At 70.1% G+C, this 16101-nt stretch carries 14 protein-coding genes, 1 tRNA gene and 1 other RNA gene; 11 read left to right on the top strand and 5 right to left on the bottom strand.

Features of this window, described 5'->3' with window-relative positions; genetic code table 11:
* Positions 1-23 precede the first annotated feature (23 nt).
* Entirely contained in the window at positions 24-1520 is a 1497-nt protein-coding gene (locus tag IFT73_RS17285; RefSeq protein WP_192168693.1) for a fused MFS/spermidine synthase, read from the bottom strand.
* Positions 1521-1536: 16 nt separating this feature from the next.
* Positions 1537-2520 carry an alpha/beta hydrolase gene (locus tag IFT73_RS17280; RefSeq protein ID WP_192168692.1) on the bottom strand — a complete coding sequence of 328 codons (984 nt, stop codon included), beginning with the start codon at positions 2518-2520 and terminating at the stop codon, positions 1537-1539.
* Positions 2521-2616: 96 nt separating this feature from the next.
* Between IFT73_RS17280 and IFT73_RS17275 the strand changes: the two genes are divergently transcribed.
* The 6 genes from IFT73_RS17275 to IFT73_RS17250 all read left to right on the top strand — a co-directional run bounded on the left by IFT73_RS17275 (position 2617) and on the right by IFT73_RS17250 (position 9309).
* Positions 2617-3921, top strand: coding sequence for a threonine/serine exporter ThrE family protein (locus tag IFT73_RS17275; RefSeq protein ID WP_192168691.1), 1305 nt, complete (start codon positions 2617-2619; stop codon positions 3919-3921).
* Positions 3922-4031: 110 nt separating this feature from the next.
* Complete coding sequence (locus IFT73_RS17270; RefSeq protein WP_192168690.1) at positions 4032-5210, top strand: acyl-CoA dehydrogenase family protein; 1179 nt, start codon at positions 4032-4034, stop codon at positions 5208-5210.
* A gap of 1 nt (position 5211) precedes the next feature.
* Positions 5212-6354 carry an acyl-CoA dehydrogenase family protein gene (locus IFT73_RS17265; RefSeq protein WP_056604897.1) on the top strand — a complete coding sequence of 381 codons (1143 nt, stop codon included), beginning with the start codon at positions 5212-5214 and terminating at the stop codon, positions 6352-6354.
* A 146-nt stretch (positions 6355-6500) separates the two neighbouring features.
* Positions 6501-7598 (top strand): sigma-E factor regulatory protein RseB domain-containing protein, encoded by a 1098-nt coding sequence (locus IFT73_RS17260; protein WP_192168689.1) that lies wholly within the window; start codon positions 6501-6503, stop codon positions 7596-7598.
* The gene (locus tag IFT73_RS17255) at positions 7595-8497 is read left to right on the top strand and encodes an ABC transporter ATP-binding protein (protein ID WP_192168688.1); all 903 of its coding nucleotides are present in this window, start codon (positions 7595-7597) and stop codon (positions 8495-8497) included. Before IFT73_RS17260 ends, IFT73_RS17255 begins: the two co-directional genes overlap by 4 nt.
* The gene (locus IFT73_RS17250; protein WP_192168687.1) at positions 8494-9309 is read left to right on the top strand and encodes an ABC transporter permease; all 816 of its coding nucleotides are present in this window, start codon (positions 8494-8496) and stop codon (positions 9307-9309) included. The genes IFT73_RS17255 and IFT73_RS17250 overlap by 4 nt, the downstream gene beginning before the upstream one ends.
* Here IFT73_RS17250 and IFT73_RS19695 read toward each other — a convergent pair.
* Positions 9299-10084, bottom strand: coding sequence for a hypothetical protein (locus tag IFT73_RS19695; protein WP_197984347.1), 786 nt, complete (start codon positions 10082-10084; stop codon positions 9299-9301). The two genes, IFT73_RS17250 and IFT73_RS19695, sit on opposite strands and share 11 nt — an antisense overlap.
* Before the next feature lie 247 nt (positions 10085-10331).
* On the opposite strand from IFT73_RS19695, the gene IFT73_RS17240 reads away from it, so the two are divergent.
* The 4 genes from IFT73_RS17240 (at position 10332) to IFT73_RS17225 (ending at position 13867) form a co-directional block, all read left to right on the top strand.
* Positions 10332-10802: a GtrA family protein gene (locus tag IFT73_RS17240; protein WP_192168685.1), complete on the top strand. Its 471-nt coding sequence runs from the start codon at positions 10332-10334 to the stop codon at positions 10800-10802.
* A gap of 80 nt (positions 10803-10882) precedes the next feature.
* Positions 10883-11542, top strand: a complete 660-nt coding sequence (locus IFT73_RS17235) for a class I SAM-dependent methyltransferase (protein ID WP_371811319.1) — start codon at positions 10883-10885, stop codon at positions 11540-11542.
* Positions 11539-13137, top strand: coding sequence for a DUF2142 domain-containing protein (locus IFT73_RS17230; protein ID WP_192168684.1), 1599 nt, complete (start codon positions 11539-11541; stop codon positions 13135-13137). Before IFT73_RS17235 ends, IFT73_RS17230 begins: the two co-directional genes overlap by 4 nt.
* Positions 13124-13867 (top strand): glycosyltransferase family 2 protein, encoded by a 744-nt coding sequence (locus tag IFT73_RS17225; protein WP_192168683.1) that lies wholly within the window; start codon positions 13124-13126, stop codon positions 13865-13867. Before IFT73_RS17230 ends, IFT73_RS17225 begins: the two co-directional genes overlap by 14 nt.
* Positions 13868-14382: 515 nt before the next feature.
* Here the strand turns inward: IFT73_RS17225 and ffs are convergent.
* Positions 14383-14479, bottom strand: an RNA gene (gene ffs / locus IFT73_RS17220) — signal recognition particle sRNA small type.
* Between the two features lie 172 nt (positions 14480-14651).
* Between ffs and IFT73_RS17215 the strand changes: the two genes are divergently transcribed.
* Positions 14652-14739: transfer RNA gene (locus IFT73_RS17215), tRNA-Ser, on the top strand.
* A gap of 483 nt (positions 14740-15222) precedes the next feature.
* Here IFT73_RS17215 and IFT73_RS17210 read toward each other — a convergent pair.
* Positions 15223-16014 (bottom strand): phosphatase PAP2 family protein, encoded by a 792-nt coding sequence (locus IFT73_RS17210; RefSeq protein WP_192168682.1) that lies wholly within the window; start codon positions 16012-16014, stop codon positions 15223-15225.
* Between the last annotated feature and the right edge of the window lie 87 nt (positions 16015-16101).

Here is a 16101-nt window from a genome sequence, read left to right as displayed (position 1 = left end):
CGGCGGCGACGGCGTCCTGGCGGTCAGGACGCGACGGCGTACGGCGTCAGCAGCTGGTCGGTCGGGGCCCGGTCGTCGGTCAGCGCCCGCGCGTCGCCGATCCACGTGCGCAGCTCGGTCCCGGTCACGACGCGCCACGGGACGTCGCGCTCGGACAGGCGCGACGTCAGCCCGGCGGCGTCAATCGGGACGTCGGACGCCACGATGACGAGGTTGCCGCCGCCCTCGAACCGGAAGGCGTCGGGGTCGCCGGCCACCGCGACGTGCTCGAAGACCCCGGCGATCGTCCGGGCCTCCGCCCGCGCGAAGTCGAGCGGCCCGTAGTCGATGACGTTGGCGACGTAGGTGCCGTCGTCGGTCAACACGCGCCGCACCTCGGCGATGGCCTCGGACGTCGTCAGGTGCCACGGCGGGCTGATGCCGCCGAAGGCGTCGCCGACCACGAGGTCACGGCTGGCGGCGTCGAGCCGGCCGAGGCCCAGCCGCCCGTCCTCGACCCGCACCTGCAGGTCGGGGCCGGTCTCGAGGCCGAGCCGGTCACGGTCGACCTGCACGACACCGGGATCGATCTCGGAGACGACGCTGCGACTCCCCGGACGGGTGGCCGCGAGCCACCGCGGGATCGTGAGGCCGCCCCCGCCCAGGTGGTAGGCGTCGACCGGCCGGTCGTCCGGGTGCACGGTGTCGACGGCCGCCGCGATCGTCCGCACGTACTCGAACTCGAGGTGCGTGGGGTCGTCGACGTCGACGTACGAGTGACGCAGGCCGTCGAGCACGAGCGTGCGTCCCCCGTCGCGCTCGGGATCGGCCACGACGGAGGCGCAGTGGTAGGTCGTCTCGACGTCGCACTCATCGGGCACGACGGCGGTCGCCAGGCCCCCGACGACCACGAGCGCCGCCGGACCGATGCCGAACCTCCAGCCCCGCACGAGCACCTCGACCGCGACCGCCGACACGACCAGTGCCGCGCCGAGACCCACGAGGATCCCCGTCACGGGGACCGTCGAGACCAGCACGAACCCCGTGACGACGGTGCCGAAGATCGCACCGGCCGTGCCGATCCCCGACAGGCGCCCGACCACGGCGCCGGTGCGGTCGAGATCGGTCAGGCGCAGCTTCGTGACCATGGGCGTGACGGCCGAGAGCAGCATGCCGGGCACGAGGATCGCCGCCGCCGCGACCAGCAGCACGAGGTCGTCCGAGCCGCTCGCCCCGGCGGCCCGCACGGTCGACGGCGTCGCCGCGACGACGACTCCCGAGATCGCCAGCAGGGGCCCGAGCGTGCGCCGCGGCGGCACCGTGTCGGCGGCCCGGCCACCGATCCACGACCCGATCGCGATGGCCGTCAGCGCGATGCCGATGACCAGGGTGTTGGTCTCGAGCGTCAGGCCCAGGTAGGGCGCGAGCAGGCGCAGCGCGACGAGCTCGACCACCAGCACCGCCGCCGACGAGCCGAAGACGAGGCCCGCCGCGGCGGCGTCGCCGAGCGACGCGGCCTCCCGGCCGTCGTGGTCCGTCACGTCGCGGGCCCCGTCCTCAGGCCGTGATGTCGTGCGCGCGCATCCACGTGTCGACGGCGGAGTACGCGGCCTCGCGGGGCTCGGCCTTGGAGATGAAGACGTCGTGGCGCGCCTTGTCGATCGGGACGACCGTGACGGCGTCGCCCAGGCAGCCGGCCCAGCGCGCGATCTGCTTGACGTCGAGCACCGCGTCGGCCTCGTCGACCCGCGGGGACCACTCGCGCGCGAACCACGACGTCGTCGAGCGCAGGACGAGCGAGGGCACGCCGATGTCGAGCCCGCGGTGCAGCTGCGCGTGCCCGCGGCGCACCGCGGTCAGCCAGCCGTACGACACCGGGAAGCCGTTGAGCGGCTTGAACGCGGTGTTGAACTCCCACTCGCCGTGCCCGCTGACGTGCAGGCTCGTGCCGTAGGCGTCGGTGAAGGGCAGCTTCATCATCGACGTGGGCCTGAGCTTGGCGACCAGCGCGATCGCCTGCGTGCCGCCCGTGCGCATCCACGGCTTGCCCTGCAGGTCGAACCACGGGCTGTTGAGCACGAGGCCCGCGATGCCGGCGCCCCGTGAGCCGCCCGGACGGCGGTTGAGCCGGTCGAGCCACAGCGGCAGGATCAGCCCGCCCGTCGAGTGCGCCGACAGCAGGACCGGCTTGCCGCCGGTCTCGTCGCGCACGATCGCGAGCGACGCCTCGAGCTCGCGGTCGTACAGCGCGAGGTCGGACACGTAGTGGCCCGTCTGGCCCTCGCGGCGCGAGCGGCCGCACTTGCGCAGGTCGAGCGCGTAGAACGCCAGGCCGCGCTCGGTGAAGAACTCGGCCATCTCCTTCTGGAAGAAGTAGTCGCTGAACCCGTGCACGTAGATCACGGCGCCGCGGACGTCGTCGGGCGCGGTGCGTCGCACCAGGGTCGCCTCGACGACCCCCTCGCCGTCCGGGTCGTCGCCGAGGGCGATGGTGTGCTGCTCGTAGCCGTCCCCGAGCTCGTCGGGCTCCCACCGTGTCATGTGCTTCTCCTGCGCTCGCGGGCCGTCAGCCGAACCCTACGCGGCGGACGGCAGGACCGGGTTGGGTGCACGACGCCCGCCCCCCATCATGGACGTGTGACGAGCACGCGCCAGATGCACCAGACCCTCGACCTCGCCCTCCGTGTGGGCGAGATGCTGCTGTCCAACGGCGCGGGTGCCGCCGACGTGACCGCCACGATGGACTCGGTCGCCCATCACCTGGGCATGCGCCAGGTGACGGTCGACGTCACCTTCACGACGCTGACGCTGAGCCACCAGGCCTCGTTCGACGAGGCGCCGCTGTCGCTGACGCGGCACGTGACGCACCGCGAGACCGACTTCGACGACCTGACCCGCGTCGACCACCTCGTCGCCGACCTGCTCGACGACACGATCGACCTCGACGAGGCCCGCATCCGCCTGGCCCAGATCTCGTCGACGGGGCACCGGGCCCCCCGGTGGGCCGTCACGCTGGCGTCCGGCGTCGTCGGGGCCGGCATCGCCCTGCTGATCGGCGGCGACCTCGTCGTGACGGTCATCGCCGCGATCGCCGCGATGGGCATCGAGGTGCTGCAGCGCTACATCTCGCGGCTGCGGCTCCCCCACTTCTACGCGCAGGCCGCCGGCGGCCTGTTCGCATCGCTGCTGGCCGTCGGCGTCGCGGCCTCGCACGTCGAGGCCGACTCGTCGCTCGTCATCACCGCGAGCATCGTGATGCTGCTGGCGGGCCTCGGCCTGATCGGCGCGATCCAGGACGCGCTGACGAACTTCTACGTCACCGCCAACGCCCGGGTGCTCGAGGTCATGATGTCGACGATCGGCGTCATCGTCGGGGTCAGCGGCGGGCTCACGTTCGGACGGCTCGTCGGCGTCGAGCTGACGGTCGAGCCCGGCGCGTCCGGCCTGTCGCGCCTGCCCCTGATGGTGGCGGGCGCCGCCGTCGCCGCGGCGGCGTTCGCCTTCGCCGCCTACGCCCCCCGCCGCGTGCTGCTGCCCATCGCGGCGATCGCGGGGGTCGCGGCCGCGATCTACCTGCTGATCGCCGAGCGCGACGTCGGACGCGCGTGGCCGGCCGCCGTCGCGGCGATCTTCGTCGGACTGGTCAGCTACGGCGTCGCGGGACGCGTCAACGTGCCGCCCCTGGTCATCGTGACGGCCGCGATCGTCCCGCTGCTGCCGGGCGTCTCGATCTACCGCGGACTGGGCCTTCTGGCGGCCGACGACCTCGCCGGCATCCTGGCCATGATCACCGCGATCGCGGTGGCCATCTCGCTCGCGGCGGGGGTCATCCTCGGCGAGTACGTCGCGCAGCCGTTGCGGCGCGAGGCGCGTCGTCTGGAGCAGCGCCTGGCCGGGCCCCGCCTGGTCGGCCCCCTCCGCGCCCGCACCAAGCGCAAGTAGCCGCCAGGGCGCGGCGGCGCCGTGACCGGTCACGGCCCGCGTCCCTGAGGCGGGCTTCGACCCCGAGTGGTAGGAATGGCGTGTTACCTGCCAGTAGGCCGAGGAGACCCATGAAGCTTCAGCTGTCCGACGAGGACATCGCATTCCGCGACGAGATGCGCACGTTCTTCACCACCCAGATCCCGCAAGACATCCGCGACACGGTCGCCGCACGCCGCGAGCTGTCCAAGGACCAGATCGTCCGCTCGATGCAGGCCATGAACGCCGCCGGCATCGCGGTGCCGAACTGGCCCGTCGAGTGGGGCGGCAAGGACTGGACCCCGCTCCAGCGCCACATCTGGCACGAGGAGATGCAGCTGGCCGGCGTCATGCCGCCGCTGGCGTTCAACGCCTCGATGGTCGGCCCCGTCATCGCCGCCTTCGGCTCGCAGGAGATCAAGGAGCGCTTCCTGCCCAAGACCGCCAACCTCGACATCTGGTGGTCGCAGGGCTTCTCCGAGCCCGACGCCGGCTCCGACCTCGCGTCGCTGCGCACGACCGCGGTGCGCGAGGGCGACGAGTACGTCGTCAACGGCCAGAAGACGTGGACGACCCTCGGCCAGTACGGCGACTGGATCTTCACGCTCGTGCGCACCGATCCCGACGTCAAGAAGCAGGCCGGCATCTCGTTCCTGCTGATCGACATGACGTCGCCGGGCCTGACGGTCCGCCCGATCGAGCTGATCGACGGCGGCCACGAGGTCAACGAGGTGTTCTTCGACGACGTGCGCGTGCCGGTCGAGAACCTCGTCGGCGAGGAGAACAAGGGCTGGGACTACGCCAAGTTCCTGCTCGGCAACGAGCGCGTCGGCGTCGCCCCCGTGGGCTCGACCAAGCGCACGCTGGCCCAGGCCAAGGAGTACGCCAAGACCGCCGGCCCCGGTGGCACGTCGCTGCTCGACGACCCGCTGGTCGCGGCGCAGATCGTCGACCTCGAGAACGACCTGCTGGCGCTCGAGCTGACGGCGCTGCGCGTCGTCGCCAACTCCGCCGACGGCAAGCCGCACCCCGCCTCGTCGGTGCTCAAGCTGCAGGGGACGGTGCTGCAGCAGGCCGTCACCGAGCTGTGGGTCGACCTCGCGGGCCCCAACGCGCTGGCCACGGGTGCCGGTGACGGCTCCGACGTGCCCGACCTGGCGCGCGTCGCCACGACCAACTACCTCAACTACCGGAAGGCGTCGATCTACGGCGGCTCCAACGAGGTGCAACGACAGATCATCGCCGGGACGATCCTGGGACTGAGGGGCTGACATGGACTTCACACTCGACTCCGAGCAGACCGCGCTGCGCGACGCCGTCCGAGGACTCCTCGGCAAGGCCTACGGCTCGTCCGAGACGCGCCGCGAGGTGACCAAGACCGATCCCGGCTGGGACGAGAAGACCTGGCAGCGGCTGGCCGAGATGGGCGCCCTCGGGCTGCCCTTCGCCGAGGAGGACGGCGGCTTCGGCGCCGGACCCGTCGAGGTGTCGGTCGTCGCCGAGGAGATCGGACGCGTCATCGCGCCCGAGCCGTACGTCGAGGCGGTCGTCCTCGCCGGTGGCCTGGTCGCCGCCGCGGGCACCGCGGAGCAGCGCGCCGAGATCATCGGCGCCCTGGCCGAGGGCACGCTCGTGCCGGCCTTCGCGCACACCGAGGCGCAGGGCCGCTACGGCCAGCGCGCCTACGCCGTGACGGCCTCCCACGACGGTGACGCGTGGACGCTGTCGGGCGTCAAGGAGCCCGTGCTGGGCGGCGCCCGCGCCGACCTGCTGGTCGTCAGCGCCGACGTCGACGGCGCCACGGCGCTGTTCCTCGTGCAGCCCGACGCCGCGGGCCTGACCCGCACGTCGTACTCGACGTTCGACGGCGGACGTGCCGCGCACGTCGCGTTCGACGCGACGCCGGCCACGCCCCTGGGCGAGGCGGGCGCCGACCAGTCGGCCGTCATCGCGCAGGCCGTCGCCGCGGCGCAGATCGCGTACGGTCACGAGGCGCTGGGCGCGATGGCGTTCGCGCTCGAGACGACGACGGAGTACCTGAAGTCGCGCAAGCAGTTCGGCGTCCCGCTCATGACGTTCCAGGCGCTGACGTTCCGGGCGGCCGACATGTACGTGTCGCTCGAGCTCGCCCGCAGCACGGTCACCTGGGCGACGCTTGTCCTGCTCGACGGCGACGCCGACGCGACGATCGAGGCGGCCTCCCGCGCCAAGCTGCAGGTCAGCAAGGCCGGGCGGCACATCGGCCAGGAGGCGATCCAGCTGCACGGCGGCATCGGCATGACCGCCGAGTACAGCGTCGGCCACTACACGAGCCGTCTCACGGCGATCGACCACGCCCTCGGCGACGGTCGCCACCACCTCGGAGCGCTCTCGGCGACGCTCGACGACCACGAGGTGCTCGAGCCCCTGCCGTAACCCCGGCAGGTGGCCCGGCCACGCACCACCGCGAGGGGCGGTGTCCCACCCACGTGTCCGCTCGCGGACGCGTGGCCGGGGCACCGCCCCTCGGCGGTTCGGCTCGGTGAGCGCGGCTGGGACCGCCGACGTAGCGTGGCGGGACGATGAACTCCACCGGTCGATGGCTGCTCGTGGTCGGGGTGGCCGCCGCCCTGGTCGCCGCCCCGATCGTCGTCCGCGTGCTCCCGGCCTCCGGCTCGGACGTCACCGCGGCCGCGCTGGGAGAGCGCATCGCGGCGTCGTCATCGGTGCCGTGGTCGGGCGAGGTGCGCACGCGCGGCACGCTGCAGGTGCCCGACACCGACTCGTTCGGAGGGGTCGTCGACCTGCTGGGCGAGAGCAAGACCCTCCGGGTCTGGTGGCGCGACGCGACCCACTGGCGGGTCGACGACACGCGGCAGACCGGTGAGTCCGACCTCGTCCGCGACGACACGTCGCTGACCCGCTGGGTCTTCGAGTCGGGCACCGCGACCATCACGCCGTACGCCACCGTGCGCCTGCCCGACACGTCCGACGTGCTGCCGAGCCGGCTGGCCGCACGCCTGCTCGGCGGGGCCACGACCGACGAGCTGAGCCGTCTGCCGTCGCGCCGCGTGGCGGGCCGCAGCGCGGCGGGCCTGCGGCTGACGCCCGCCGATCCCGCCTCGACGATCGACCGCGCCGACGTGTGGGCCGACGAGGAGTCGGGGCTGCCCCTGCGGGTCGAGGTCTACGGCAAGGGCGACGTGCTGCCGGTCGTCACGTCGGCGCTCACCGACGTCGACCTCGACCGTCCGTCCGCCGACGTCACGACGTTCGAGGTGCCCGCCACCGCCACGGTGCGCCGTCGCGACGTCATCGACGTCGCCGCCGGCGCCAACGCCTTCGCGCCGTTCGAGCTGCCGGCCGAGGTGGCCGGTCTCGAGCGCACGGGCGACGAGGACGAGCTCGGCGCGGTCGGGGTCTACGGACGGGGGCCCACCGCGCTCATCGTCATCCCGTTGCGGCGCGGGCTGGCCGGGCAGGTGCGCGACCAGCTGTCGACGGTCGCCTCGGCCCGCGGCGGCGACGCCGGGACGGCGCTCGAGGTCGGTCCGCTGTCGGTGCTGCTGACCGAGGGCGGACGACGGTCCCGCGGCACGTTCCTGCTGGCCGGCACCGTCACCCCCGAGACGCTCGCGCAGGCGTCCACCGAGCTCGCGCAGAAGGTGACGTTCCGATGATCCGCACCCGTGGTCTGACCAAGCGCTACGGCGCCCTCACCGCGGTCGACGACCTCGATCTCGACGTCCGCGAGGGCGACGTCTACGGCTTCCTCGGGGCCAACGGATCCGGCAAGACCACGACGGTGCGCATGCTGCTCGGCCTGGTGCTGGCGACGTCCGGCGAGATCGAGCTGGTCGGACGTCCCATGCCGGCGTCCCGCAGCGCGGCCCTGCCCCACGTCGGCGCGCTCGTCGAGGGGCCGGGGGCTTACGGGCACCTGTCCGGGAGGGCCAACCTGGCGGCGTTCGACCGGGCCGCGTCGGCCACGTCGCGCCGGGTGAGGTCGCGGCGCATCGTCGAGACGCTCGACCAGGTCGGCCTCGACCCGTCCGACCGGCGCCCCGTCCGCACGTACTCGCTCGGCATGCGCCAGCGTCTTGGTCTCGCATCGGCGCTGCTGCGTCGTCCCGCGCTGCTGGTGCTCGACGAGCCCACCAACGGCCTCGACCCGCAGGGCATCCGCGAGATCCGCGAGCTGCTCCTCGCGCTGAACGCCCAGGGCACCACGATCTTCCTGTCGAGCCACCTGCTGGCCGAGATCGAGCAGATGTGCACCCGGGTCGGCGTCCTCGACCGCGGGCGGATGGTGCTGCAGGACGACGTCGCGTCGCTCGTCGCCCCCACCGGCCGCGTCGCGGTGCACACCCCCACCCCCGAGTGGGCCGCCGAGGTGCTGGGGGCGCGGGTCGAGGACGTCTCCGGGCCCCGGCTGGTCGTGGTGTCCGACGACGCTGCCGGCATCAACGCCGAGCTCGTCGGGGCGGGTCTGCGGGTCGACGAGATCGGCCCGCTGCGGGTCAGCCTCGAGGACGTCGTCCTGCGGGCGAGCACCGAGCACGCCGGGGCACGCGCATGATCCGCCTCGAGCTCACCAGCATGCTGCGCCGCCCCCGCACCTGGGTCACGATCGCGATGCTCAACGCGCTGCCGCTCGTCGTGGCGATCCTGCTCGCCGTCACCGACCTCGGCCCGCGGCCCGGCACCGGGCCGCCGTTCCTCTCGGCCGTCCTCACCGACGGGACGCTGTTCCCGCTCGCCGCCCTCGGCATCGTGCTCCCCCTGTTCCTGCCCGTCGCCGTCGCGGTGATCGCCGGCGACGCGATCGCCGGCGAGGCCCAGGCGGGCACGCTGCGCTACCTGCTGATCAGCCCCGTCGGCCGCACCCGGCTGCTGGTCGCCAAGCTCGCCAGCACGATCGCGTTCGTCCTGCTCGCGGTCCTGGTCGTCGCCGTCGCCGCCTACGTCGAGGGCCGCGTGCTGCTCGGCTCGGCCGACCCCTCCGGCAGCGTCACGAGCGTCTCGGGCTCGACCCTCAGCCAGACCGAGATGATCCAGCGGACGGTCGTCGCGCTCGGCTACGTCACCGTCATGATGCTGGGCGTCGCGGCGATCGCGCTGTTCTTCTCGACCGTGACCGAGTCGGGCGTCTCGGCCGCGCTCGGCACCGTCGCGATCCTCATCGGCTCGACCGTCCTGCTCGGGCTGGACGCCGCCGACGTGCTGCAGCCCTACCTGCCGACCCGTTACTGGCTGGCCTTCGTCGACCTGTTCCGCGACCCGATCCGGTGGGACGGCGTGCTGCGCGGCCTGGCCTCGCAGGGTGCGTACCTGGTGGTGTTCCTCGGGGCCGCCTGGGCCAACTTCACGACCAAGGACGTCAACACCTGACGTCCTGCGGGATGCGCGGCTGCGCGGGCAGCAACGTCGTCCGCAGCGCGGCCAGCACCACCGGGTCGCCCGGCAGGTCGCCGTGCGACGCCGTCGCGGTCGGGCAGAACTCCTGCACGACGAGGTCCAGACCGCCGTCGAGCCGTGACGACTCCGTCGGCGTCACGACACGGTCGGACGTCGACCGCAGCGTCACCCACGCGGGGCCCGCGGGCGTCTCGTCGCCGGCGTTGAGCGCGCGGAGCAGGTCGCTGTCGGGGGCCAGCTGCTCGCAGGCCGTCGGGCAGCTGCCGGCCACCTCCGCGGCGAGCGCGGCGACGTCGGTGCCGTGCTGCGGCGACCCGATCGACACGACCCGTCGCGCCACGGCGGCGCCGCCCTCGTCGCGCGCCCACAGGCGCGCGACGACCCCGCCCGCCGAGTAGCCGACGACGTCGACCGAGGCGGCGCCCGTGCGACCCATGGCCCGCGACGCCGCCGTGCCCAGGCGGACGGCCTGCGCCCGCAGGTCGCCGGTCCCGCCGCCCGACGGTGCGACCACGACGACGTCCCGACCCTGCGACCTCAGCTCGGCCACGAGCGGGTCGAGCGAGGCGACACGCCCGCCGTAGCCCGGCACGACGAGCACGGGCCCGGGCTCGTCCTGCGCCGCGACGTCGTCCTCACCCGTCACCCGCACCCCGACCACGACGGACACGGCGACCACGGCAGCGACCAGGGCGGCGACGACCGTCAGCGCCAGACGACGACGGGGGCCGGAGAGGTGGTCGAGCACCCCTCCATCGTGGACCCGATCGCCGCGCGGCGCTCGCAGCCATGAGCGCACAAGACCTGCGGCCCGGGCCCGTCGAGTGATCGAACACACCGACAAACCACTAGCCTGCATGCATGCTTGACACACCCGATGATGGACCGCCCGTGCCGGTCTGGCGGTACGATCACCGTCGGCCAGTCTCGATCGCTCTGCTCGTCCGCGAGTGGGCACCGGTTGGGCTGCGCAGCTCCACTGGGTCCGTCCTCGCGTGAGCGGGCGCAACACAGGCCGGCCAGACGGTGAGCTCGGGCGGTTCCTGACACTCGTGAAGGAGGTCTCCGCCTTCTTGGTCGTGGGCGGAGTCAACTTCGGGGTAGATCTGCTCGTCTACCAGGTCACGTATTCACGGCTCGACCAAGGCGCTCTCGTCTCCAAGGTCGTGTCCACTGCCGTGACATCGACGCTCGCATACTTTCTTCATCGTCACTGGTCCTTCTCTCACCGCGCCAGAACCGGTTTGCGTCGCGAGTTCGTCTTGTTCGTAGTGCTGAGTGCACTGTCATTGTTTCTCGGTCTCGCCCTCATCGGGATCGTTCGTTACGGATTTGGTCGCGTCGATGTCGCTTCGCTCCAAGCGGCCAACATCGTCTCGATCATCACCGGTGCGATCTTCCGTTTCTGGGCTTACAAGCGCTGGGTCTTCCTGCCGCCGGCACGCGACGAACAGCGCGCCAGTTGACCTCAGGCCAGCTACGCGCTGCTAGCGTGAGGGCCTGTGGAGCCTGAGCTCTGCGCCGAATTTTCAAAAGGAGACGACCTGTGACCGATCCCGGCCAGGATCCCGGCGTGTACCGACCCGGATACTTCGAGACCAGACTTGCTCCGAACAAGAACAGGCAAGGCATCTGGCGGCACATCTGTGACTACCTGGGCCGCTGGATCGCCAAGGACGCCGATGTGCTCGAGCTCGGCGCTGGATGGTGCGACTTCGCAAACCTTGTGAAGGCCCGGGCAGTCACAGCCATGGATATCGACGCCGTCGTCGAGAAGGCCGCTGCTCCGCACGTGCGCGCGGTCGTCGGTGACTGCACCGACCTCTCCCGCTTCGCGGACGCCTCGTTCGATGTCGTCTTCGCATCCAACCTGCTCGAACACCTGGAGCGGCCCGTGAGCGACGCGCTCTTGGCAGAGTCTCACCGGGTGCTGCGTCCCGGTGGACGTCTGATGCTGCTCCAGCCGAACTTCAGGCTCAACCCCGGTGGCTACTTTGACGACTACACCCATGTGGCGATCTTCACCGATCAGTCACTTTCGGACTACCTGACCGCCTCCGGTTGGACCGTCGAGCACGTCGCCGCACGCTTCCTGCCCCTCACGATGAAGTCCAAGGGGGCAGGGCTCACGTTTCTAGTGCCCTGGTACCTCCGGTCGCCGGTCAAACCCCTTGCCGGGCAGATGCTCGTCGTCGCGCGGCGGTGAAACACGCCGAGACCGGCCGGCGAGTCACAGTCACCCCACCGGACGATGTGGACAGGGCCGGGCAAAGCTCCTGGCGATGGGCGGCCCTGCTGGTCCTGCCCTATCTCCTGCTGTCCCTGGCGTGGGTCTTCACGAACCCGCCCGGCGCGGCTCCAGACGAGCCCGACAACCTCGTCAAGGCGCTGGGGAGCAGGACACTCACAGCGGGGGAAGCCGGCCCGCCCGCGGCGACCGACGAGCCGTCTCTGCTCGTCAAGCGCAATGCTTCGATAACCCGCCTCTACGACATCCCTGGACGACTGGCGGGGATCTCGGACTTCACGTGCTACGCGTTCAAACCCACTGTCACGGCGGCGTGCCTGCCAGACGATCCACCACAGCACGACGGCTCCGTCGTGATCAAGACCCCCATTGGGGCCTATCCTCCGTTTCTGTACGTGCCGGTCGGCTGGGTGGCATCGCTGGCAGAATCACCCCAGTCCAGCTTCGTTCTGGCGCGTCTGGCTGTCACAGCGATCAGCTCATTCCTGCTCCTCGTGGGAGTCAGGCACCTGATCCGGTGGTTGGGGCGCAGCGCTGTCATCGGCGTCGTGGCGGTCCTCACGCCGATGGCTCTCTTTACCATGTCTGTGGTCTCACTGAGTGGGATCGAGCTGACGGCTGCACTGGCCGTCGCTGCGGTCGTGGCAGTTGCCATGCGGAGACCCGCGTCAGTACACGCTCCATCGACCCACTGGACACTCCTGGCCGCTGGGGCGTTTCTCGCCCTTAGCCGCCAACTTGGCGTCGTGACGTTGGCCGCCTTCGTCATCGTGCTGCTCGTGGTCACCGGCTGGGATCGCGTCAAGCGACTCCTCCTAGATCGGCAGCGGTCCTTCGTCGTGACCGTGGCAGCCTTGTTTGTCAGCGCTGTGGCAGTGGTCTGGTGGGAGCTGACCTACGACCACCCCGCCGACGTCGGCCCCGTGATCAACCGAGCGGCGGTGACCCCGTTCATCGACGGCTCATACGACTTGATGAGATCAGCGATCGGCAAGTTTGGCTGGCTGGACACGCCTCTTCCCGGCCTCGCTGTCGGAATGTGGATCTCGATCTGGCTAGGCACGCTGGTGGTTGGAGCGCTCGCCGCACGTCGCAGGGACTTCTGGCTCATCGTCGCCGGGCTGATCGCTACGTGGATCCTCTCCTACTTCATCTACGCGAGCGTCTTCTTCACCGTCGGTGCAGGAGTCCAGGGACGTCAGTTCCTCCCGTTCGCCACCTTCGCGTTCGTCGTCAGTGGAGCCGTACTGGCCGACCGGTTGCCCAACGTCGGACAAGCAGCGTCCGATCGGTTCTTCATCCTGGTCGGCGTAGCGGCCGGTTTCTCACAGGCCTACGCGATCTACTGGAACGCACGCAGGTACGCGGTCGGCACCGATGGCCCGCTATGGTTCTTCTCCGAAGCAGCATGGTCCCCGGTGCTCGGCTGGCCCGTTTGGATACTGCTCGGGTGCCTGGGCGGCGGCCTGTTGACGTACGTGACTATTCGTTACCGCCCGGGATCCCCCTCGGGCGCGCAGCAAGAAAGTTTGGTACACCATGTGGCACGGTAGGTCTTTAACAGTCATTCTCCCGACGTACAACGAGAAGGACAGCATTGCCGAATGCATTCGCGGTTTCGAGAGCCTCGGCCTCGTCGATGAGATCATCGTCGTCAACAACAATGCTGCCGCAGGCACGTCCGAGGAAGTAGCCACGACGGGCGCGCGGGAGGTGGTCGAGACCCAGCAGGGCTACGGAGCCGCGATCCAGCGTGGCCTCCGAGAGGCCCGTACCGACCTGGTGTGCGTGTGCGAGCCCGACGGGACATTCGATCCGCGAGACCTCCGCAAGCTGCTCTCGTACTCGGACGAGTGTGACTTCGTCGTGGGGTCTCGTACCGTCTCCACCTTCATCTGGGATGGCGCCAATATGGGCTGGTTCCTGCAGGTCGGCAACTGGTTCGTCGCAAAAATGATCGAGGTGCTGTTCAACACCACATCGCTGTCCGATGTGGGTTGCACGTTCCGCGTGCTGTCTCGTGAGCTCGTCGACGAGCTGCTGCCTACGTTCCGAAACACCGAGTCAGCCTTCGGCCTGGAGATGCTCCTGCTGGCGGTGATCCGGCGCGTCAAAGTGGTCCAGATTCCCGTCAACTACTTGCCCCGCGTTGGCGAATCATCCGTCACCGGTGATCTGAGCAAGACGCTCAAGCTCGGCTTCCTGATGATGGGCATGATCGTGAAGGCACGTGTGTGGCACGGCGAGCGACGCCCCAAGGCGTACCGCACCCTGCGCCACTGACCTGCGGACCTACTGGTCTTCGCCAACGGGCACGTGGGTGTCCACTCGGATCTTGTGAGAGGTGAGATCCTCCTGTCTTCAAGGAAGGTCGAGATCGTCTGGTTGCTATTGCGCTCCTGAGGATCGGTCCTCGCACTTCACCGACTGGGCGTTCATCCAGGGCACGGACGTCCCTTGGAGATGCGGGCCGAGCTCGTCAGCGCACGACCGGCTCGATGCCCACATCGGCCCAGCTGTGCGGGTTCTGTCGGCACGCAGTCCCCCTCGGTCGACGATCGTCGGACCGTTGCTCGTGCTGCCGGACGTCTCCCACTGCCGACCGCGAGCGGTCAACGATCGCCGCTGGCTTGTGGGCAAGGACAGAAGCATCGTTCGCGGACGCCGCCTCCGAGGTCACGCGAGTCCTCGAAAACGGCAGGCGCCACTAGCCGCGGCCCGACCAGGTCGCGCACCGCGCGTACACCCCGACGGGAAACGATCACTGAGTCGAGGACATCTGGCGCCGCCAGGAAGACAGATAGGACCCCTCGCGTACCCGACAGAGACCGCCGACCCTTGCTGCCTTCCGGCCCTGGGGGAGTTGAGCGACATATCGCCACGCGAGGGGCTTCCTCAAGTATACGGGACCTGAACGACGAGTCTGGCCGAGGGGCGGGCTGCATCGTGGTCGATTCCGGCGCCGCCGGCAGACCCACCCCGCGGCGAGGATGCGACCCACAGTTGCCGCGCGGCACTGGAGGCACCCGAATGATCTCGAGCGGAGGCTACAGGTAATCTTAGTGACGGAGGATTCGCATAGTGGCCTAGTGCGCTCGCTTGGAAAGCGGGTTGAGTGAAAGCTCTCAGGGGTTCGAATCCCCTATCCTCCGCCAACTAGGCGTCGTGAAGCGTTCCACGGCGATCGCGAACCCCAGGCAACGCTTTGCCGCACTTTCTCGGTGTCGATTCGAGACGATAGGCCCTGGACGAGAAGTGCTTCGGCGCACTCGCAAGCAACTATGCGCACTAGGATGTGCGCCTCGCGTGCATCGGGGTACCTCAGTAACCGGATCAGACCAGGGCAGAGCCAGTCACAGTTGCTGGACAGCTCTGGTGCATGACACGAAACCGTGCGGCCGAAGGTGTTGATCCGGTCGAGGTCGATCGCCGGCCGGCCGGTCCCGAGAGGTCGGCGGCGATGCAGCATGACGTTCTCGGCACCCGCACGATCGCTACCTGGAGAAGAAGGCCCGGGGGCGGAAGCCATTCGAGGTCACACCATCCTCGCGATGGCTGATGAGGATGGCGCCAGCAAGCGAACTGGTCGGTCCGATGTCCGTCGGTTGGCGCGCGCTCGGCTAGGTGGTGACGAACGGCTACGCCTCGTCGTCGTGCGAGCCGGACCCGCGTCCGCGCTCCCACGCCGTGACGAGACCGAAGGCGACCAGGACGACCATCCAGCCCACGACCGCGTCGACGACCCAGTGGTTGCCGGTGCCGATGATGACGACCGACATCATGAAGGCGTAGGCCAGCCCGATCAGCTGCACGATCCTGGGCACACCGGCCATGATCAGCACGATCGCGACCCACAGCGACCAACCCGCGTGCAGCGACGGGAACGCGGCCAGGTCGTTGGTGATGTCGCCCATGCCCTTGGGCGCCGATCCGTTCTGGCTCCACCACCCGATGTTCGAGTGCAGGCTCAGGATGTCGTGGTAGCCGTACTGCACCAGCCGCGGCGGTGCCGTCGGCATCAGCAGGTAGAACGACAGACCGATCAGCGACGCGAGCACCAGCGCGCGACGCGCCGTGACGTACAGGGGGCGGCTGCGGCGGTAGAGCCACACCAGCACGCCGAGCGTCACGAAGTAGTGGGTCGTGGCGTACCAGTAGCTGCTGGCCACGCCGATCCAGTCGTGCGCGAAGAAGATGTCGTTGAGCCACGACTCGATGTCGATGCGCCACGACTTCTCGAACGTCAGGATGTCGAGGGCGCGGCCGCGGGCCGGGGCGAACGCGGTGTCGGCGAAGGTCCGCGACACGACGTACCCGACGTAGAGCACCGCGATCAGCGCGATCTCGACGCCGGCACGACCGACGACGGGCAGCAGCGCGGCCGTGCGGGATCGCTGGACGCTCTGCGCCTGCTGTGTCGTCTGCGCCATCGCGCCTCCTGTGGCACCTGGTCTCACACGTGCGGACGAGGCCCAGGTGACTCGTCCCGTGTCGATTCTGCTGAGGTGTTACCCCTC

Origin of the sequence: Aeromicrobium sp. CFBP 8757, assembly GCF_014841755.1 — a bacterium.
Lineage (GTDB): Bacteria > Actinomycetota > Actinomycetes > Propionibacteriales > Nocardioidaceae > Aeromicrobium.
Note: the sequence above shows the minus strand (reverse complement) of the source record. Positions and strands in the feature narration are given on the sequence as shown.